This window comes from Serratia oryzae, from assembly GCF_001976145.1.
GTDB lineage: Bacteria > Pseudomonadota > Gammaproteobacteria > Enterobacterales > Enterobacteriaceae > Chania > Chania oryzae.
This window is the reverse complement of sequence record NZ_MOXD01000001.1, coordinates 99,008-118,727: the sequence shown is the minus strand read 5'-3', so window position 1 is coordinate 118,727 and position 19,720 is coordinate 99,008. Positions and strand designations below refer to the sequence as shown.

Here is a 19,720-nt window from a genome sequence, read left to right as displayed (position 1 = left end):
GCTCCCGCCTTTTATGTGGCATTTTTTGTTCCGTTAGCTATGCTCATACAGGCGACCTCAGACTGGTCACACCTCCTACCACCCGCTTGAGCAAGGAGTTCCAATGGGCAAAACCGTTGTAAAAATAGGCAGCTTTGAGGTCGATGACGCACATTTAACGTCCGCGTCTGAACATGCCGAAGGGAAAACCACGCTTGCGATCCCCTGCAAATCCGATCCCGATTTGTGTATGCAACTGGACGGCTGGGATGAGCATACCAGCATCCCCGCCATGCTGGATGGCAAACAGTCGCTGCTGTACAAGCAGCATTACGATCGGCAGGCGGATGCCTGGGTGATGCGGCTGGAATAAGCGGATACAAAAAACGCGCTGTGTTCCCGCTGAGGGCACAGCGCGCGGCTATGCAATATCGCTTAAAACTTTTCGATCACCTTAAAATGCATCAATACCAGCATCATGTCCGGTGAAAACAGATCGTACTCTTCAAAAAAGCGCTGGTGTTCTTTACGCCAATAGGCCAGCGAACGATCGCCCTCACCTTCGGCCATGGCATGAACCTCATCCACCTGATCATAAGTGCTCATACTCACGCGGGTCAGTTCTATGGCGCAAACCGGCTCGTTCTTACCGTCAACCACGACAAAAACGTCACCAGGCTGTGGGATCCCCTCACCGTCCAGATTGGAACAGGTCGCCGTTTTTACGCCGTCCAGCACCAGTTTAGCCAGCTCATCCGCCTGCTGTTCAGTATCACCAAACGCCCAACGCTCTATATCTTCATATTTTGCTGCAAATGCCATCGCTTTACCTTTCTCAATAAAACCCGTGATGTACGCAGGATAGCACACCTGCACCTAGCGTATTATCCCTCGCGCCCAAGAGATAGTCTGACATTTTTTATGCAATTTTAGGGTAAATCCCTGTGCGTAGCCCGCTACAGCAGGCATACTGTGCAGCAGATATCTTCACTCGCCGCTGGGCCAACCTAATGAACAAAGCAGAGAAAGACCCTGATGACACCTTCAGTGATTTACTGAAATTCGTTTCTTTTGCCGTTATTGCGGTTTTCGGCCTGGGTATCGGATATCTCTGCGCCTGAATGGATAAGGAGGCAAAATTGCCAAGCAAGCGTATGCGCACCAAACATTGGAAAATGTTTGTGATCCTGCTGTTGATCTGCCTGGCATTAATGCTACTGCGCTGGGCGGCGATTGCCTTCAGTTAGTTTGGCCGTGGGTTCCAGCAGTTCTCGCAAATAGGCGATGCGCGCCTCGCCTTGGGGTAACCACAGCCGGCACCAGCGATTCTGCACTTCTTCCCGCCAGCTGAGGCGATAGTATTCTTCCAGTTGTTCGACCAGTTTCATTGCGTCATCCTCCCGTTGTTTGACACCAGCAGTATTGAATAGCAAAACAAGAAGAAATACTGACGGATTGCTTTTTATCCTTCCGGTTTTATTTTTGTTCAACACCGCAAGTAGCGAACCTGACAGGCAACTGCTACATTGACCAAAAGTCCCCCAACCCGAGGTTAGCAATGAAGTTCTCGGAGCAGGAGATAAAGCCCGTTTGGGATGAAGTTGCGCGGTTGATTGGCGACAGCGTGATGCAGTTGCGCCATCGCGGCGAGGTTTTATCGGTAGAGACACTGGCCAGACATCTGGCACAGCAACTGGCAGCAAGCCACGACATTGAACGCCGCATTCTGATCGGTGCCGCTATCAACATGCTGAAAGACGGCAAGTGAATCGCCAGCACGATGACTGGCGATTCTAAGAAAACCCGAGGTATGCAAGCCCGGCCTTTCTTAAGGCATGCTTGCATACAAAATAAGTTTGTTTTAATAGGAATTATCGGGAAATAGACGATTAGCCTGCAAAAACACCCTGACGCGACAATAGGTTTCTACCGTTAATCCACGTTATTATTCTCCCTGTTTAAAAAAGAGCTCGCACGGGTAATAAATTATCTTCCCTTTAAATTTTAAATATAATAAAACGTCGTTTTGTTATTTTTAATCAACAAAAACAGAGAATTAAAAATCCATCCATCTCCATGCCAATTCAATTCGTCTTACTGTTCTTATATTATTGCTAATTAGCTATTACCGGCCCTGGGTTATTAAAATCATCAGTCGAACAGCTAATGTTATGCTATAGTAGCGACTTGGTTAATAAATAGAGCCGGAACGGTAAAAGCTGAATCCGGTCAGCCGTAACCGAGCCCCATTTTATACGTGACACCGTAAAAAAATGGGCAGAACATAGCCAATAAGGAAGTAGATATGTCTTCAACTGTTACCCCACAAACTCTCACTCGTTACGGTATTCATCACGCTAGCGAGATCGTTTACAACCCTAGCTACCAACAACTGTTTGCCGAAGAAACCCGCACCGACTTGCCCGCATTGGAACGTGGCACGCTGACCCAGTTAGGTGCGGTCAACGTCGATACCGGTGAATTCACCGGCCGTTCACCGAAAGACAAATACATTGTGCGTGATGACACCACGCGCGATACCGTCTGGTGGGCTGACAGCGGCACCGGTAAAAACGATAACCAACCGCTTTCGCCTGAGGTCTGGCAGCATCTGAAAACCCTGGTAGGCAATCAGCTTTCCAATAAACGCCTGTTTGTTGTGGATGCGTTTTGCGGTGCCAATGCCGATACCCGGCTGAAAGTGCGTTTTATCACCGAAGTGGCCTGGCAGGCGCATTTCGTCAAGAACATGTTTATCCGCCCTTCGGAGCAGGAACTGCAGGATTTTGAGCCCGATTTTGTGGTGATGAACGGCGCCAAATGCACCAACCCCGACTGGCAACGGCAGGGCATGCATTCAGAGAACTTTGTCGCTTTCAACCTGACCGAACGTATGCAGTTGATAGGCGGGACCTGGTACGGCGGTGAAATGAAAAAGGGGCTGTTCTCGATCATGAACTACCTGCTGCCGCTGAAAGGCATCGCCTCAATGCACTGTTCGGCCAACGTCGGGGAGAAAGGCGATGTGGCTATTTTCTTCGGCCTGTCTGGCACCGGTAAAACCACGCTTTCGACCGATCCGAAACGCCAGCTGATTGGCGACGACGAACACGGCTGGGATGATGATGGGGTGTTCAACTTTGAAGGGGGTTGCTACGCCAAAACCATCAAGCTTTCCGCCCAGGCCGAGCCAGAGATTTATCAGGCGATCCGCCGTGACGCTTTGTTGGAAAACGTTCAGGTGCTGGCCGACGGCAGCATCGATTTTGACGATGCCAGCAAGACCGAGAATACGCGCGTTTCCTACCCGATTTACCATATCGAAAACATCGTTAAGCCGGTTTCTAAAGCCGGGCATGCCAAGAAAATCATTTTCCTGACGGCGGATGCCTTTGGCGTATTGCCACCGGTTTCACGCCTAACGGCGGAACAGACCCAATACCACTTCCTCTCCGGTTTCACCGCCAAGCTGGCCGGTACCGAACGCGGTATTACCACGCCTACCCCCACCTTCTCGGCCTGTTTCGGTGCCGCGTTCCTGGCGCTGCACCCAACGCAGTACGCTTCGGTGCTGGTAAAACGCATGGCAGCCGCCGGAGCGCAGGCTTATCTGGTAAATACCGGCTGGAACGGCAGCGGCAAGCGCATTTCGATCAAGGATACCCGCGGCATTATTGATGCCATCCTGAGTGGCGAGATCGAACAGGCAGAAACCTTTACGCTGCCGATCTTTGATCTTGCAGTACCGCTGGCCCTGCCGGGCGTGGATCCATCGATCCTCGACCCACGTAAAACCTATGCTGATGAAGCGCTGTGGCAAGAGAAAGCGCAGGATCTGGCACAGCGCTTTATCGATAACTTCAGCAAGTATACCGTGACTGAAGCTGGCAAAAAGCTGGTGAGTGCCGGGCCAAAACTGTAACCCCATCCGCAAGGGTGTTTAATCGAAGGTTCCGCGCGGGCTGAACCTTTTTTATCGCAATAAATTTGCCTGATCGATACTCCCCGGGATATCCCTCCTTAACAACCGCGGCGGCTTTATGCAGTGCTCGCCAGTGACTTTAATCACAAAACATAAATGTTAACGTTAACTTTTGTGATTAACATCGCAATCAGACAGGTTTTCGGGTTTATCTTGTTAAAAGTTAACGTTAACAATAAGGCTAACCTCATCCATCAGGGCTTTCACATGAACCGCGAAACCAAGAAGGATTATCTGCTCCTCAGTGGCCTGCTGTTCTTTTTCTTCTTCACCTGGTCCTCCAGTTTTTCGCTGATCTCCATTTGGCTGAACCAGAAGATCGGCTTGAAAGGCGCTGAAACTGGCCTGATCTTCTCGGCCATTTCGCTGATCGCCCTCTGCGCCCAGCCGCTATACGGTTTTATTCAGGACAAACTCGGGCTACGTAAACACCTGCTGCAATTTCTCGGCATGATGCTGCTGCTCACCGGGCCGTTCTTTATCTACGTTTACGCCCCGCTGCTAAAAACCAATCTGTTACTTGGCGCTTTAACCGGTGGGCTGTTTATCGGGGCGACCTTTTTCGCCGGTATTGGCGCGCTGGAGTCTTACACCGAACGCGTCAGCCGCATTATCGGCTTTGAATTTGGCCGTGCACGCATGTGGGGCTCGCTCGGTTGGGCCTCTGCCACCTTCTTTGCCGGTTTTATCTTTAATATCAACCCGAATATCAACTTTTGGCTGGCCTCCGCCTCTGCCGTGATTTTTTTGCTGTTGCTGAGCCAGATTCGTGAGTTGAAACCCAATGCCATGGCGGGTCTGGAATTCGATAAACTGGAGAACTTGCAGTTGCAAGATGCGCTAGCCTTGCTGCGCTTGCCTAACTTCTGGGCACTGGTGGTATTTGTGCTCGGTATCAGCGTTTACAACGTGTTTGACCAACAGTTTTCGGTCTACTTTGCTGCGCAATTTGCAACCCAGCAGCAGGGTAATGAGATGTACGGCTTCCTCAATTCCTTGCAGGTGTTTCTGGAGGCTGGAGGGATGTTTCTGGCTCCCTTGCTGGTCAACCGCATCGGGGCTAAACAAGGCTTATTGCTGGCTGGCAGCATCATGGCTTTGCGCATGCTCGGCTCCGGTCTGGCGAGCGGCGCGCTGATGATTTCCGCCATGAAACTGCTGCATGCGGTTGAATTGCCGATCCTGTTGATTGCCATTTTCAAATATATCGCTACCCGTTTCGACAGCCGTCTGTCCTCCACCTTGTATCTGGTGGGCTTCCAGTTTGTTACCCAGGTCATGGCCAGCCTCCTGTCACCCTTGGCGGGTTACGGCTATGACCATATCGGCTTTGCCTCAACCTACCTGCTGATGGGCGGTGCCGTCGCCAGCACCACCCTTCTGTCCTGCTTCCTGCTGCGCGGTGAGCAGGTAAACCAAACGCCCCCGTTTCAACCGACAATGACATCAAGCGAGTCGATGCAATGAGAAAAACTTTAGCTCAAGCCGAGCAAATGATTGAGGCTTTGCGCGCACAGCGCCAGGACGCGTATTACCCCCGTTTTCATCTGGCCGCACAGGCCGGTTGGATCAACGATCCTAACGGGCTGATCTGTATTAACGGCGTCTATCATGCGTTCTATCAGCATCACCCCTACGATGAAAACTGGGGCCCGATGCATTGGGCACATGCCACCAGCAACGATCTGGTGCATTGGCAACATCAGCCTATCGCGCTGGCTCCAGGCGAGGATTACGATCGGGACGGCTGTTTCTCCGGCTGCGCGGTGGATGATGAGGGTGTACTGACGCTGATTTATACCGGTCATGTCTGGCTCGGTAAGATCGGCGATGACGACCAGGTGCGTGAAGTGCAGTGCCTGGCCACCAGCCATGACGGTGTGAACTTTGTTAAACAAGGGCCAGTCTTGGCAGCACCGCCAGGTATTCAACACTTTCGCGATCCCAAAGTGTGGCGCGAAGCGGGCAGTTGGTGGATGGTGATCGGTGCCAAAGAGAACCAGCTCGGCCAGGTTCGGCTCTATCGCTCTTCTGATCTGCGCGACTGGCAGTTCGAGCGCATTATCGCTCAGGCGCAAGATGCAGCACAGGGCTACATGTGGGAATGCCCAGACTTCTTCCCGTTGGCTGAACAGCAGGTGTTATTGTTCTCGCCGCAGGGGCTGGCGGCACAGGGTTACCGCAACCGCAACCGTTTCCAAAGCGGCTACCTGCTGGGCCACTGGCAGCCGGGGCAGGATTTTACCGTCACACAGCCTTTCTGCGAATTGGATGCCGGGCATGATTTCTACGCACCGCAAACGTTCACCGCCGCCGATGGCCGCCGCCTGCTGTTTGCCTGGATGGATATGTGGGAATCCGCCATGCCAAGCAAGGCGCATGGTTGGGCGGGAGCCTTGACCGTGCCAAGAGAGCTGTCGCTGAGTGCCCAGGGCAAAGTATTGATGAACCCGGCCAGCGAACTGAGCGCATTACGCGGTGAACAGCGGCAATGGGGGGCGGTAAATTGCCATAATCAGCAACAGATTTTAGGCAGTAACCTGCATGAACTGCTGATGACCGTCAATCTGGCGGCGAGTGAAGCGGAGCGCTGTGGCATGGCCGTAGGCAAAGCAGCGCGTCTGTATGTTGATCATCAGGCCCGTCGCCTGGTTCTGGAGCGCTTCAGCCCTGAGCCGGGCCTGTGCGGCTGCCGCAGCATCGGCCTGCCAGGGGGCGATACGCTGCGATTGCGGATTTTTGTTGATCGTTCTTCAATAGAGGTGTTTGTTAATCAGGGGGAAGCCTGCCTGACCAGCCGGATTTACCCTGCGGATGGCGATCGCCATCTCAGCCTGTTCGCTGAAGCGGGCAGTGCGCAATTTACTGATGTTCAGGCGTGGGAGTTAGCCAGCATCTGGCGGTAAATGACACGGGCTCCAGCCTCGAGCGGCAGGAGCCCATTCTCACAGTGAATCACGCAACAACAACGGGCAGGCAACCCGCACCGTTTCTTTATGCGTAAGTTGATTGATCAGATGTAATGCCGCCTGGCGCCCCAGCTCATAATGCGGCAGCTGTACGGTAGTCAATGGCGGTTGGAACAGTTCGCCGATCCCCACCATATTGTCATAACCCACTACTGCCACCTGCTCAGGAATTTTCCAGCCCTGAGCCAGCAGGGTTTGATAGACCATAAACGCCACGCGATCGTTGCCGCACACCACCACATCGCAATCTTGCCACCCAGGGGAAAAATGCCGAGCTAAAAACGTGACGGTGTCACGGTACTGTTTATCACCACCGCTTAAATCCAAGTGATATTGGCGCAATTGCCCCAACTCCCCCCCCGCTTCGCGCCAGGCGCGCTCCAATCCGCGCCGCCGCAGCCCCGCAGCCAAGGCGTTTTCTGGTAGTTGAATACACAGTGGTGCACGGTAACCACGGGCGATCAGCGCACGCATAGCGTCGTATTGGCCTTGTTCATCATCGGGAATATAGCTGGCGACCGCGTTTTCTGGGCTGACACAGTTGGCCAGCACCAATTGCTGATCCAGCAGCTTGGCGGGAATAGTGACCTGGCGCAGCCCCATAGTGGTGAAGATCACCCCGTCTGGCCGATGTGCCAGCAGCAGGTCAACCGTCTGTTCAGCATCGTCGTCGGCAAACAGGTTAACCACAAAGCTGTTCCAGCCCTGTTCACGGGCGGTTTTTTCAATCGACAGGATCATGTCAACCGAGAATGGCGTTGTCGCCGTATCCAAGGCCAGCACGCCGAGAGTTTTCACCCGGCTGCTGTCGCCACGGATACGCCGTGCCGAAAGATCCGGCACGTAATCCAGTTGATCGATGGCCTGCTTTACCCGCTGGTAGGTATCTGGCCGCAGTTTACCGGGTTCGTTGATGGCGCGAGACACCGTCATCAACGATACGCCAGCGAGTTTAGCAACGTCTTTCAGCGAGGCCATGCGCCCTTCTCTGTCTGGGATAGAAAGCCTGATAATCCCATAACTTAAGCGCAGACTCTAGCGGGCAGTGATCTCTGCCCACAGCGCAACGGCCCCTTCGCGTGGCGAAAAACGCAGCGCACGCTGTTGCGGTTGCCACCAGCAGCCCTCGCGTTGCCCCAACCAACTGCCGTCCTCCAGTTGCCACTCGCCCTGCAACACGTACAGCACGCCCGCATGCCACGCCGGGGCGATCGTTTCCGCCGTGATACGCTGCACATCGGCGCTACAGCGTCCGCGCCGCGTCATAATATTGAAATCCTGGCTGTTGCCTCCGAGCAGAAACGCCTCCAGCGCCGCATCACCGGAAAAGGCGAACGGCTCCCCCACATGCTGCAAGCGGTGATCGATCAGGCCCGCGCTGCGCAGATGCACGCCATCGCCTTCCAGCAAAGTGATGGAGCGATCGATACCCTGGAAAGCTGAGAACGGGCCATCTTGCGCAATCGTCGCGATGCTGGCGCGCCAATCAAAATCGGCCTTGCCCGGCGGCTGGCTGGTGATTTCACGGGTTTCACCACCGCCGTTGCGCCACGGGCTAACCAACAGGCTGGCAAAATCGAAACGGTTCAGGTTCATCATGCCTCCTGCTGGAAGGTTTTCAGCACTTGCAGAAACTCGGCGCTGCTTTGCTGTTGTAGCGCATGGCGCCCCTGTTCGATCACCTGGCGGCCAGCGACAAAAACGTCGCGGATCTGTTCTTTGCCGCCGGCAAACAGCCAGCGGTTGAGGATGGAAGCCTCCGCTGCCGCCGCCAGATAAGGATCGTCGCCGTCCAGCACCAGCCAGTCGGCGCGATATCCCACCGCCAGTTGGCCGATCGCCGTACCACAGGCCTGTGCGCCACCCTGTAACGCCTGTTGATAGAGCACATCGCCCACCGCTGGCTGTTCCGGCGTGGTCAGCCGATTACGGCGCTGATCGCGCAGCCGTTGACCATATTCAAACCAGCGCAACTCTTCCACCACGCTCAATGAAACATGGCTGTCGGAACCAATGCCCCACCGCCCCTGGTGGTGCAGATAGCTATCGCCAGGGAAGATGCCGTCACCCAAGTTGGCTTCGGTGGTTAAGCACAGCCCGGCCACCGCTTTGCTACGCGCCAGTTGCTCCAACTCTTCACGATCCAGATGGGTGGCGTGCACCAGGCACCAGCGGCTTGTCACCGGCAAATGTTCATACAGCCAGGCAACTGGCCGTTGGCCGCTCCACGCCAGGCAGTCATTGACCTCTTTCTGCTGCTCCGCAATATGAATATGCACTGGCAAATGCTGATCGGACGCAGCTAACACCTGTTGCATCTGGCCAAGTTCGACCGCACGCAGCGAATGGAAACACACACCGTGGTTCTGCAACGGCTGCGCCGCGAGCTGGCGGGCGATGGTCTGCTGCTGTGCCAGATAACTCTCCACATCCTGGATAAAGCGTTTTTGCCCCGCTTGCGCGGGCTGAGCGCCAAAACCGGCATAGCTATAGAGCACCGGCAGCAGCGTCATGCCAATCCCCGCCTGTTGTGCCGCCCGGCTGAGGCGGCCGGTCATTTCACCGCGATCGACATAGGCTTTACCGTCTGGCGCATGGTGCAAATAATGAAACTCTGCCACCTGGGTATAGCCGCCCTTGAGCATTTCGATATACAGTTGACGGGCTATCACCTCAACCTGCTCTGGGGTTAAGCGCTGCACCAGGCGGTACATCAGATCGCGCCAGGTCCAGAAACTGTCTTGCGGATCGCCTGCCACCTCGGCCAACCCAGCCATCGCACGCTGGAAAGCATGCGAATGCAGGTTTGGCATACCCGGCACCACGTCACCGTGCAAACGCTGGCAGCCGGTAGGTTCGGCATTCGGAGTGATCTGGGTCAGTTGGCCGTGCGCATCAACATCGAGCCGCACGTTGTGAGCCCAACCGGATGGGAGCAGTGCGCGAGGAGCAAAGTAAGCAGGCATAGCAGTATTCCAAAGTAGGTGTAACAGCTAAGAAAGCGCGGCAGGCGCATACGTAAAAAATTTGTGAACCAATATCACTCATTGGGTGAACTGGCCCTACTTGTATATACATATACATATGCCGACATCAACAGTAAACTGATGTTATTATTTTTTTATTTGACGAGGTTAACGTCGTGGTAGATCAACAGACCGTGCTACAACTGGCTGCCGCAATGAGCGACACACCTGCCCCGATCTATCAACGGGTCAAACAAGCGATAGTGAGCCAAATTCGCGCGGGCCACTGGCAACCACACCAGCGCGTTCCCTCTGAAAGTGAACTGGTGGCCGAACTCGGCGTCAGCCGTATGACCATCAACCGCGCCTTGCGCGAACTGACCAGCGAAGGTTTTTTGATCCGCATGCAGGGGGTTGGCACCTTTGTCGCCGAAGCGAAAGCGCACACCGCCTTGCTGGAAGTGCACAATATTGCCGACGAAATTGCCGCACGCGGCCACCACCACAGCAGCAAAATCCTGGAGCTGAAAGCCCGCCCGGCAAGCGATGAAGAAGCCACTGCGTTGGGTATTCAGCCTGGCCAGCCGCTGTTTTACTCGCAGATTGTGCATTACGAGAATGGCGTCCCGGTGCAGATAGAAGATCGCTGCGTTAATCCACTGGTAGCACCGGATTACATGAAGCAGGATTTCGATCAGGTCACTCCCTATATTTATCTGACCCAGGCCGCCCCGCTGACCGCCGGTGAGCACATCGTAGAAGCCGTGATGCCCACGCGGCGCGAACGTGAACTGCTGCAGTTGGAAGACCATGAGCCGGGTCTGCTGATCCATCGCCGCACCTGGTCAGGCAAAACGGTGGTGACTTCCGCGCGTTTGCTGTACCCGGGCAGCCGCTACCAGCTGTTTGGCCGTTTTACTAATCAGGTCTGAACCTCGGCGGGGCAAGCTCGGCCCCGCTGCGTGCGTTATCACATTCTCATAACAAATTTTATCCCCTCTCTTGTCGCAGCCTGACGAATGCGCTAGCTTGGTTTTAATTGTATATACAACCATGTGGGAGCGGGAACACCATGACGTCTGAGATCCACTGCGACAGCCTGTGGCACGGCGCCGATATTGTCACCATGCGCGACGGCAAATATCACATCATTAGCAATGGCGCGATCGCCGTGCGCGACGGCAAGATTGTCTGGATGGGTGAAGAGGCCACCATGCCGGTGTTGGCGGCGGCTAAAACGGTGCATTTTGACGGCGGGATCATTACCCCTGGCCTGATCGATTGCCACACGCATCTGGTCTTTGGCGGCAACCGCAGCGGTGAATTCGAACAGCGTTTAAATGGCGTAAGCTATGCGGAAATCGCCGCACAAGGCGGTGGCATTATCTCCACGGTAAAAGCAACGCGTGACGCTGAAGAAACACAATTACTTGAGCAGGCGCTGTTTCGCCTGCGGCCGCTGCTGGCGGAAGGCGTAACCTGCGTAGAGATCAAATCCGGTTATGGCCTAACGCCGCACAGCGAGCTGAAGATGCTGCGCGTGGCACGTCAGCTAGGCGAACGGTTACCGGTTGAAGTGAAAACCACCTGCCTGGCGGCGCATGCCTTGCCGCCGGAATACGCCGGGCGGGCCGATGATTACATCGATCTGGTCTGCCAAACCATCATCCCAGAAGCGGCGGCAGCGGGCCTGGCGGACGCGGTAGACGCCTTCTGCGAGCATCTGGCGTTTTCCACAGCCCAGGTCGAACGCGTGTTTCAGGCTGCTGAACAGGCAGGTTTGCCGGTCAAATTACACGCCGAGCAGCTCTCCGCCCTCGGGGGGAGCTCGTTGGCCGCGCGCCATCACGCTCTTTCGGCCGATCATCTCGAATACGCCAGCGCAGAAGACGCTGCCGCCATGGCCGCCTCGGGCACAGTGGCGGTCCTGCTGCCGGGCGCTTATTACCTGCTGCGTGAAACCCAATGCCCGCCGGTCGATCTGTTCCGTAAACACGGCGTACCGATGGCGATCGCCAGCGATGCCAACCCCGGAACCTCGCCTGCGCTGTCATTACGCCTGATGATCAATATGGCCTGTACGCTGTTCCGCCTGACGCCGGAGGAAGCGCTGGCCGGTGTGACGCTGCATGCCGCCAAAGCGCTGGGCTTGCAGGCAAGCCATGGTTCGCTGGAGGTGGGTAAGGTGGCTGACTTTGTTCACTGGCCGCTTGCCCGCCCGGCAGAACTGGCCTACTGGTTGGGCGGCCAACTGCCCTGCACGGTGATTTTCCGAGGAGAAATACGTCAATGATTCGCGATCCCTTTGAGTTCCAGAGCGGTAACCTGCCGCTGTTGATCAGCATTCCCCATGCTGGTACCCGGCTGACGCCAGCCGTTGAGCGCGGTTTGACCGACGAAGCGCGCCCGTTGCCGGACACCGATTGGCATATTCCCCGGTTGTACGATTTCGCCCGCAAGATGGGGGCCAGTATGTTGATCGGAAACTATTCGCGCTTTGTGATCGATCTTAACCGTCCTGCAGACGACAAACCGCTCTACACCACCGCTACCACCGGCCTGTTCCCGGATGTGCTGTTCGATGGCCGCCCGAGTTTTCTGCCCGATCTTGCCCCCAGCGACGAAGAACGGGCGGGCTATCTGCAAGCCCTCTGGCAGCCTTATCACCAGCAGCTGCAACACGAACTGGCGCGCCTGAAAGCCCAACACGGCTATGCACTGCTGTTTGATGCCCACTCTATCGCTTCCGTCATACCGCGGCTGTTTGACGGCAAGCTGCCGGATCTCAACCTGGGGACCAACAGCGGTGCCAGTTGCGCCAGTGCCATGAGCGATCGCTTGATCGCCTGTTGTGAACAGCAACAGCGATTTACCCATGTGCTCAACGGGCGCTTCAAGGGCGGTTACATCACCCGTGCCTATGGCCAGCCGCAGGAAAAACAGCATGCGGTGCAGTTGGAGCTGGCACAGGTCAATTACATGTCAGAACAGTTTCCGTTTGCCTTCGACGCCACGCGCGCCGCGCCGCTACAGCGCCTGCTGCAGCAGATGGTTGAAAGCATGCTGGCCTGGGGTGAACAGCAGGCTTAGCCCTCTTTCAGCGTCGGTGCACCTGATGCGCCGACGCTGTTACGTATCATCCATTACCCAGCGCCCGACCGTTTTTCTGAATCTGTTGTTATCACTAGGATTTGTGTACTACCTTGCAATGTTGACGGAAAGATAACGCCCCCATCGACACAGCGCACAAAACAGTGGCCTACGCGTGTTGCCGTACGCGACAAAATCCGACGCGCTTCAGATCGGGTTCAGACCTGCGTATTCCGCTACCTGGAGCCAAACGGGAATCATCATCCGCTCTGGAGGCAACTATGTTTGACACCCCGCTCAACCGGCGCGCTGCGCAGACCGTGGCCACCCGGCTGCTGGCCGACTGGCAAAGAGCAGGCGAACCCGGTGGGGCTATTACCCTGTTTGACAGCAGCCCCACTCAAGCAGAGATCTGTGCGGGATTGGCCGGCCTGCATTTTCGTGGTTACAGCGTGGAGCTGATCGCCAACCGCAGCCCGGGTATTAACCTTTAAACGCGACATCAGCGTGCACCTTTAACCTGAGCGCCAGGTGCCCTGTTCTCACCCGCGGTACGGCACCTTATATTCACAGTGATTATTAATGCTCGAATGCTGAAAAAACACCCAGACCACATCACAGCTCATAAAAACCGAAGGAAAGCCGCAGGTTTCGCTTGCAGCAAAATAGGCCATCCAGTACCTTGTGGCGGTCACAAAAAGAGTTAGCGTGCTCTTTTTCGTTGCACCTCAAAATACCATTTTATGTTATCTAAAAATGATAATACGCATTATTTCCCGCCTTCCCGTGCGGGATTTCTTTTTATAGTCTATCGTTATTTTTCGTGCTTTTTATTGAGCTTTTATTAGTAATAACTTAAGTTTTACCTTCACAAACCTTAACCTCCCGCGGTGGCCAGGCTGGCAACGGGTGGGCGTTCAGGAGTTACAGCCATGCAAATGACCCTTATGGAATATATCACGCGATACTTCAATGGCGATCTCTATCGCTATGCACGATCTGAAGGGGTGAGCCGTGATCAAATACTCAAATGGATCAATAATGAGTGTTATGTCATCAAAGGGAAATTGGTCATGCCGGTTAAACATTTACCCGGCTGATTCGACATTGTAATGGACATAAAAAACCCCGTTTGAACGGGGTTTTTTACTGTTTGATACCACGGAAAATCAGAAGTTATAACCGACAACCGCGTAGTAACCCCAGCCGGTAGATTTGATTGGGCCCTGCGGTGTACCGATATCAACCCCGTCCTGCCATTGACCACCGTTATGGAAGTAACGGGCGACGAACGAGTAATGCCAGTGATCGTAATTCAGCGCCAGAACGTGGCTGGAAGCGATAGAATTGCTGGTACGCGCCTGGCGGCCATTGACGCTGAAGTCGTTTTTACCCAGATCGGAGCCAAAGTCGAAGTTGGTGAAACCGATATAGTTCAGGTTCCCTCCCCACATCTGGGTCAGGGGCACAAAGTATTTCACTTTGAAACGATAGCCATCCCAGCTGTCTTCATTCGCAGCACCGTAGTTCTGCCATTGGTATTTAGCATAAATGTTCATCGACAGGCTGATAGGCAAGCCCGTTTCGATATCCGTTCCCAGCCCCATATACCAGGTGCTCTGGCGTGATGCGCTGTTGCGGCCCATGTCATAGATATAGTTGTTGGCGAAATACCACTCTTTAAATGGTCCGAAGCTCAGATCGGCACCGGTCAGTTTGTCGATCGAAAAACGCGGTTCAATCTCCATAAACAGCGGTGAGCCGTTGTCCCAGATCCCCCGGTTAGGCGTATTGCCGGTACCAAAAAATTTTGGCACATCGACATAACCGTAAAAATCCAGCCAATCCTTCCTGGTGAAAGCTTCATACTCCAGATACACGTCATTGTTCAGTTGTGGTCCAAAACGAGTATGGTAGCTACCCACCACGTTGACACTCTGGTGCCACCAATCCGAAACGAACTGGCTATCATTGCTGGCCGCCATTGACGATGTGCTGTAAGAGACAGTGAGAAGCACACCTGCTGCGAGAGCGATTTTTTTCATTTTATTACCACATGCTTAAAGGGCGATTGCTGCCCGTTAGAAAGACGACAATGAGTCTGGTTTGACGAACGGCAGCTTACTGCCTGGACGACGCGCGCATTATAGAAACCACTGGGTGTAAGAATCTGTGATCCAGTGAACTATTCGCCATTAAGGTAATCGATTGCCCTCTCGTTTTTAAAATTATTTTTCATTGAAATTCACATTCAATGTGATGGACATCATATTAGGTGATTTTTAAAACATCATCAGCACGATTTGCGTACAGGCCTGAAAACTCACCCGGTGCCGGCTTAATGGCATAAAAAAGCCGACGGTTCTGGTCGGCTTTAAGTCGAGAGTAAACACGGTTCAAACGGGAAGTTAGCGGGCGCCGAGAACCGCCTTGGCAATATTTTCCTGCCGGAAGACCACCTCGTCCCCCTGAGCAATTTCCCAACGCCCTACCGGAATGTCGGTTTTGGGTGCTGCGACCACCACTGATCCATAAATCAGCTTATCGTCACGGCGCAGAATAACCACATCCAACTGGTATTCATGCAAAAGATTCGCGGTGGTCAGGCGCACCATATCGCCGGTACTGAAGCTGTGCCCATCAAGCGCAGGTTGCTGAATAAACTGAATATCATTCCTCATTTTCACGTTCCTTCAGGCAGAACACCTCATTTGAGATTAGCTGAAATCCCTTGCTTCGCGAATCATCGGGTTAACCTGCACGCGTGGCACGCCAGCAAATCAGCGACCCCGTCGTGACCATCGCGACTCCTTGCCAGAAACTGAGGGTCAACGAAGTGCTCAGAACCACGGCGGCAAATACCGCCGACAGCACCGGCGTGAAGTAAGACACCGTGGCCAGTAAGGTCATATTGCCGTGCAGGATGCCGACATTCCATGCCGCATAACCCGCCCCCATGGCGATCCCGGCAGACAGCAACGCCAGGGTGACTGGCAGGGTGAAATGCATACCGCTTTCGTTGCTGAACGGATATTGCAGCCACAGGGCCAACGCAGTCAGCGTAATAAACAGCACCACCGCATTCTTGCCTTGGGCAATTCTCTTGGTAACGTTGCAATAAACCGCCCAAATCACCGCGCCGCTAAATGCCAGCGCATAACTCAGCGGGTTACTGCGCACATTCGCCAGCATTTGTGCCGCTGACCAGCCCCCATCACCGCTCATGATCCAACCAATGCCCAACAGTGACAGCAATAATCCTGGGATCACCCACCACCTGGCCTTCTGCCCGTTAAACAAGATCGCCATCAGCACGGTAAAGCAGGGCCACAGATAGTTGATCATCCCCACTTCAATGGCCTGCATACGGTTACTGGCATAACCCAACGACAGCGAAAGACAAATCTCGTACGCCACAAACAGCAGGCTGCCAACGATCAAATAAGAGCGGGGAAATTCACGCAGTTTCGGGATCCCCATCACCACCAGCAAAAACAACGTTCCCACGCTGTAGATCATCGCCGCGCCGCCTACCGGCCCCAACCCTTCGCTGACGCTGCGGATCAGGCCGACGACGCTGCTCCACAGCACAATAGCCAGCAGGCCAAACAAGGTTGCTTTATGGGATACGGATAACGCAGGCATCAGGATAGGATCCAATCATCGGTTTTTTCGGGGTTTCACTCTACTGGCCTGAAAGGCAAAAAGAAAGGCGGGATCGCCCCGCCTTGGAAGATTACTGCTGCGGTTGCCGCTCAAACTGCGGCGGCGGCTGGCGGAAGCGACGGGTCAGGTACACCAGGTAAGCAAACCCCAGAGCCGCCCAGATCAGCCCCATGGTCAGCGAGCTTTTCTCCAGATTCAGCCACAGCACGCTGACGGTCAGCGCCCCAACCAGCGGCAGGATCAGGAAGTGAAAACGGTCCTTCCAGGTTTTGTTGCGCCCCTGACGGATAAAGAAATGGCTGATCACCGAAAGGTTAACGAAGGTAAACGCTACCAGCGCGCCAAAATTAATCAACGCGGTCGCGGTCACCAGATCAAAGGACATGGCCGAAAGCGCGACCAGCCCCACCATCAGCACATTAAGCGCTGGCGTGCGCCATTTAGGATGCACATAACCAAAGAATTTTTCCGGAAATACGTTATCGCGCCCCATCACATACAGCAACCGTGAGACGCTGGCATGAGAAGCTAGGCCGGAGGCCAAGGTATTAATAAAGGTGGTACAGAGGAAGATCGCCTGGAACAGTTTACCGCCCACATACAGCGCAATTTCTGGCAACGCCGCATCGGGCTCTTTGAAACGTTCAATATTGGGGAAAAACAGCTGAATAAAGAATGACACGCTGATGAAGATCACGCCGCCATATAAGGCGGTAAGAAAGATCGCTTTCGGGATCACCCTGGCGGCATCCGGCGTTTCCTCACTCAGCGTCGTGACGGCGTCAAAACCCAGAAACGAGAAACAGAGAATGGTCGCCCCGGTAATAATCGGCACCAGATGGGCGTTTTCACTGACAAAAGGCTTCAGGCTCCATACCGTCCCCACCCCTTCGCCATTGTGCAAACCATGCACCACCAGGAAGATAAACACCACGATAATCGCTACCTGGGCCAGCACAAACAAGGTGTTGAAGTTGGCGACCACGTTGACGCTTTTCAGGTTGATTGCCGTCATGATCGCCACAAAGCCCACCACCCACACCCAGGGAGGAACCTCGGGGAACAGTGCGGTGAGGTAGATCTTCGCCAACAGCGTATTGATCATCGGCAGGAACAAATAATCCAGCAACGACGACCAGCCGACCAGAAACCCAACGTGCGGGTTAATCGCCTTTTGCGCGTAGGTATAGGCAGAACCGGAGGTGGGAAACTGGCGCACCAGCTTGCCGTAACTGATGGCGGTAAACAGAACCCCAGCGAGTGCCAGCAGATAAGAGGCCGGAACGTGGCCATCCGTGACGCCGGAAACAATGCCGAAAGTGTCAAACACCGTCATCGGCGTCAGGTACGCCAGACCCATCATTACCACTTGCCACAGTTTTAATGTTTTACGCAGTTGCGGTTTGCCCGCGCCATTACAGTCGATGGCACTTATCGTCATGGGATTTTCCTCACCGGCGTCCTGTACGCCAAGTTGGAAGAAAGAAGTCACCGCTGCGCACGGCTTCGCCGGGTCACAGGTAACCCGCGGGAATGCGCCGGGCGCGCGATGGGATCAGGCTGAACGCCTCAGGCGTTTTTCAGCATCCACTCGATTTCGGTTTCGGTGATCAGCCGTTCAAACTGCACCAGCTCATCGGTCTTGCAGGCCAGATAAACGTGGCTGAATCTTTCCCCCAACAGCGCATGCAGCACCGGTTGGTGTTCGAATTCATACAAGGCGTCGCTCTGGCGAATGGGGAACGGTAAACCTTCCTGCTCTAGTCCGTTGCCGGTCACGGGTTCAGGCAGCGGTAATGAGATGTCGAGGCCGTAAACCATGCCCGCGAGGATCGCGGCCATCACCAGATAAGGGTTGGCATCGGCCCCCGCCACGCGGTATTCCACGCGGTGGTTATCGCGATCGCCACAGGGAATGCGCAGTGCGACGGTGCGGTTGTTATGGCCCCAGGATGCCTGCGTTGGCACATACATGCCGGGTTGAAAACGGCGATAGGCATTCACATTGGGTGCCAACAGCGCCATAGAAGCCGGCATCAGGGCAATCATCCCCGCCAGCACCTGCTTCAGCAGCGCCGAGTCTTCGCCGTCGTCGTCGGCAAACACGTTGTTACCTTGATGATCCAACATGCTGATATGCACATGCATGCCGCTACCTGCGTGCTCTTCATAAGGCTTCGCCATAAAGGTGGCCTGGATGTTGTGCTTCTCTGCCACCATGCGCACCAGGCGTTTCAACGCCAGCGCATGATCGCAGGCCTGCAGTACATCGCTGGTGTGATGCAGGTTAATCTCAAACTGGCCGGGTGAGGCTTCCGCCACCGCGCCGTCGGCCGGGATCCCTTGCAGGCGTGCCAGTTCATCTATCTCGCTCAGCACGTCGGCAAAATGATTGAGATTATCCACCGAATACACCTGGCTTTGGGTGTTACGCTCCTGGGTTCCGGGGGCACACGGCGGTTGCAGATAACCTTCGGCATCGCGCTGACGATCGATGAGATAGAACTCCAACTCTACCGCTACTACGGGGGATAACCCGCGCTGACGCAAACGCTGCCACACCTGGTTCAGCACATTACGCGGTTCAACGTCAAAGGGAGTACCATCTTCATCCAGCATGGTGAGCAGTACCTGGCCGATATATTCCGGATCGGCCGCCGACGGCGTCAGGGTTCCGGCGACCGGAACGCAGATATGATCTGGCTCACCCAATTCTTGCCCTAACCCGGCCTCTTCCACCACGTTGCCAAGAATATCCATCGCGAACACCGAGGCCGGGAAGTAACAGCCTTTCTCCAGCTTGCTTAAGCCACCAACCGGGATACGTTTGCCACGGAAACTGCCGTTGAGATCGGTGAGTAGAACATCGACATGCTGGGTTAATGGATAACGTTCCAGATACTTCTTCACTTCGCGCTGGAACGCGCTACTTCGCCTTTCTTCGTTGTGCTGCACAAAGTTTTCCACTTCTACGATGTTGGTTTGCATGATTCACCCGTCATTGTGTTTGGTCTGTGGTTCTCACACTTATTGCCTTCGATGTTTATTGACCATCTTGCTCAATATAA

The 19,720-nt window shown here is 54.6% G+C and carries 22 protein-coding genes; 12 read left to right on the top strand and 10 right to left on the bottom strand.

The genetic code is table 11. The features are described 5' to 3' along the window. Positions 1–103: 103 nt before the first annotated feature. Positions 104–352: a DUF1480 family protein gene (locus BMI79_RS00530; protein ID WP_076939891.1), complete on the top strand. Its 249-nt coding sequence runs from the start codon at positions 104–106 to the stop codon at positions 350–352. Between the two features lie 62 nt (positions 353–414). Here BMI79_RS00530 and BMI79_RS00525 read toward each other — a convergent pair whose 3' ends face one another. Continuing rightward, positions 415–801, bottom strand: coding sequence for an ASCH domain-containing protein (locus tag BMI79_RS00525; protein ID WP_076940368.1), 387 nt, complete (start codon positions 799–801; stop codon positions 415–417). A gap of 122 nt (positions 802–923) precedes the next feature. Here BMI79_RS00525 and BMI79_RS23730 point away from each other — a divergent pair, with 122 nt between their 5' ends. Together BMI79_RS23730 and yniD are read left to right on the top strand one after the other, a co-directional pair. Then, positions 924–1,100, top strand: a complete 177-nt coding sequence (locus BMI79_RS23730) for a hypothetical protein (RefSeq protein ID WP_156292381.1) — start codon at positions 924–926, stop codon at positions 1,098–1,100. Beyond that, entirely contained in the window at positions 1,101–1,226 is a 126-nt protein-coding gene (gene yniD / locus BMI79_RS24455; protein ID WP_425272333.1) for a small membrane protein YniD, read from the top strand. Here the strand turns inward: yniD and BMI79_RS23960 are convergent. Then, entirely contained in the window at positions 1,194–1,367 is a 174-nt protein-coding gene (locus BMI79_RS23960; RefSeq protein ID WP_167370508.1) for a hypothetical protein, read from the bottom strand. The genes yniD and BMI79_RS23960 overlap by 33 nt on opposite strands. Before the next feature lie 170 nt (positions 1,368–1,537). Between BMI79_RS23960 and BMI79_RS00520 the strand changes: the two genes are divergently transcribed. The 4 genes from BMI79_RS00520 (at position 1,538) to BMI79_RS00505 (ending at position 6,867) form a co-directional block, all read left to right on the top strand. Then, entirely contained in the window at positions 1,538–1,747 is a 210-nt protein-coding gene (locus BMI79_RS00520; RefSeq protein ID WP_076939890.1) for a hypothetical protein, read from the top strand. Positions 1,748–2,284: 537 nt separating this feature from the next. Further along, positions 2,285–3,901, top strand: a complete 1,617-nt coding sequence (pckA, locus tag BMI79_RS00515; protein ID WP_076939889.1) for a phosphoenolpyruvate carboxykinase (ATP) — start codon at positions 2,285–2,287, stop codon at positions 3,899–3,901. Positions 3,902–4,168: 267 nt separating this feature from the next. Beyond that, a complete protein-coding gene (locus BMI79_RS00510) occupies positions 4,169–5,428 on the top strand; it encodes an MFS transporter (protein WP_076940367.1) in 1,260 nt (419 codons plus the stop codon). Then, entirely contained in the window at positions 5,425–6,867 is a 1,443-nt protein-coding gene (locus BMI79_RS00505; protein ID WP_076939888.1) for a glycoside hydrolase family 32 protein, read from the top strand. Before BMI79_RS00510 ends, BMI79_RS00505 begins: the two co-directional genes overlap by 4 nt. Positions 6,868–6,906: 39 nt before the next feature. On the opposite strand, the gene BMI79_RS00500 is transcribed toward BMI79_RS00505, so the two are convergent. Genes BMI79_RS00500 through BMI79_RS00490 form a run of 3 tightly spaced genes read right to left on the bottom strand, consistent with a single transcriptional unit; the run spans position 6,907 to position 9,896 of the window. After that, positions 6,907–7,908 carry a LacI family DNA-binding transcriptional regulator gene (locus BMI79_RS00500; RefSeq protein WP_076939887.1) on the bottom strand — a complete coding sequence of 334 codons (1,002 nt, stop codon included), beginning with the start codon at positions 7,906–7,908 and terminating at the stop codon, positions 6,907–6,909. Between the two features lie 57 nt (positions 7,909–7,965). Then, a complete protein-coding gene (locus BMI79_RS00495) occupies positions 7,966–8,526 on the bottom strand; it encodes a HutD/Ves family protein (RefSeq protein ID WP_076939886.1) in 561 nt (186 codons plus the stop codon). After that, entirely contained in the window at positions 8,526–9,896 is a 1,371-nt protein-coding gene (locus BMI79_RS00490; RefSeq protein ID WP_076939885.1) for a formimidoylglutamate deiminase, read from the bottom strand. Before BMI79_RS00490 ends, BMI79_RS00495 begins: the two co-directional genes overlap by 1 nt. A 176-nt stretch (positions 9,897–10,072) precedes the next feature. Between BMI79_RS00490 and hutC the strand changes: the two genes are divergently transcribed. From hutC to BMI79_RS23955, 5 genes are all read left to right on the top strand, one after another. After that, the gene (gene hutC, locus BMI79_RS00485) at positions 10,073–10,828 is read left to right on the top strand and encodes a histidine utilization repressor (protein ID WP_076939884.1); all 756 of its coding nucleotides are present in this window, start codon (positions 10,073–10,075) and stop codon (positions 10,826–10,828) included. A gap of 140 nt (positions 10,829–10,968) precedes the next feature. Then, on the top strand, positions 10,969–12,189 hold the full coding sequence (gene hutI / locus BMI79_RS00480; RefSeq protein ID WP_076939883.1) for an imidazolonepropionase: 1,221 nt from the start codon (positions 10,969–10,971) through the stop codon (positions 12,187–12,189). After that, positions 12,186–12,986 (top strand): N-formylglutamate deformylase, encoded by an 801-nt coding sequence (gene hutG / locus BMI79_RS00475; protein ID WP_076939882.1) that lies wholly within the window; start codon positions 12,186–12,188, stop codon positions 12,984–12,986. Before hutI ends, hutG begins: the two co-directional genes overlap by 4 nt. 281 nt (positions 12,987–13,267) lie before the next feature. After that, complete coding sequence (locus tag BMI79_RS00470) at positions 13,268–13,480, top strand: hypothetical protein (RefSeq protein WP_076939881.1); 213 nt, start codon at positions 13,268–13,270, stop codon at positions 13,478–13,480. A gap of 438 nt (positions 13,481–13,918) precedes the next feature. Next, positions 13,919–14,086 carry a hypothetical protein gene (locus tag BMI79_RS23955; RefSeq protein WP_167370507.1) on the top strand — a complete coding sequence of 56 codons (168 nt, stop codon included), beginning with the start codon at positions 13,919–13,921 and terminating at the stop codon, positions 14,084–14,086. A 69-nt stretch (positions 14,087–14,155) separates the two neighbouring features. On the opposite strand, the gene BMI79_RS00465 is transcribed toward BMI79_RS23955, so the two are convergent. The 5 genes from BMI79_RS00465 to BMI79_RS00445 form a co-directional block, all read right to left on the bottom strand. Then, positions 14,156–15,031 (bottom strand): nucleoside-specific channel-forming protein Tsx, encoded by an 876-nt coding sequence (locus BMI79_RS00465; RefSeq protein ID WP_076939880.1) that lies wholly within the window; start codon positions 15,029–15,031, stop codon positions 14,156–14,158. Positions 15,032–15,394: 363 nt separating this feature from the next. Next, positions 15,395–15,667 (bottom strand): hypothetical protein, encoded by a 273-nt coding sequence (locus BMI79_RS00460; RefSeq protein WP_076939879.1) that lies wholly within the window; start codon positions 15,665–15,667, stop codon positions 15,395–15,397. A 70-nt stretch (positions 15,668–15,737) separates the two neighbouring features. Then, positions 15,738–16,631, bottom strand: a complete 894-nt coding sequence (gene yddG / locus BMI79_RS00455) for an aromatic amino acid DMT transporter YddG (RefSeq protein WP_076939878.1) — start codon at positions 16,629–16,631, stop codon at positions 15,738–15,740. A 91-nt stretch (positions 16,632–16,722) separates the two neighbouring features. Next, complete coding sequence (locus BMI79_RS00450) at positions 16,723–18,093, bottom strand: APC family permease (protein WP_076939877.1); 1,371 nt, start codon at positions 18,091–18,093, stop codon at positions 16,723–16,725. A gap of 128 nt (positions 18,094–18,221) precedes the next feature. Beyond that, on the bottom strand, positions 18,222–19,640 hold the full coding sequence (locus BMI79_RS00445) for a glutamine synthetase family protein (RefSeq protein ID WP_076939876.1): 1,419 nt from the start codon (positions 19,638–19,640) through the stop codon (positions 18,222–18,224). Positions 19,641–19,720: the final 80 nt, after the last annotated feature.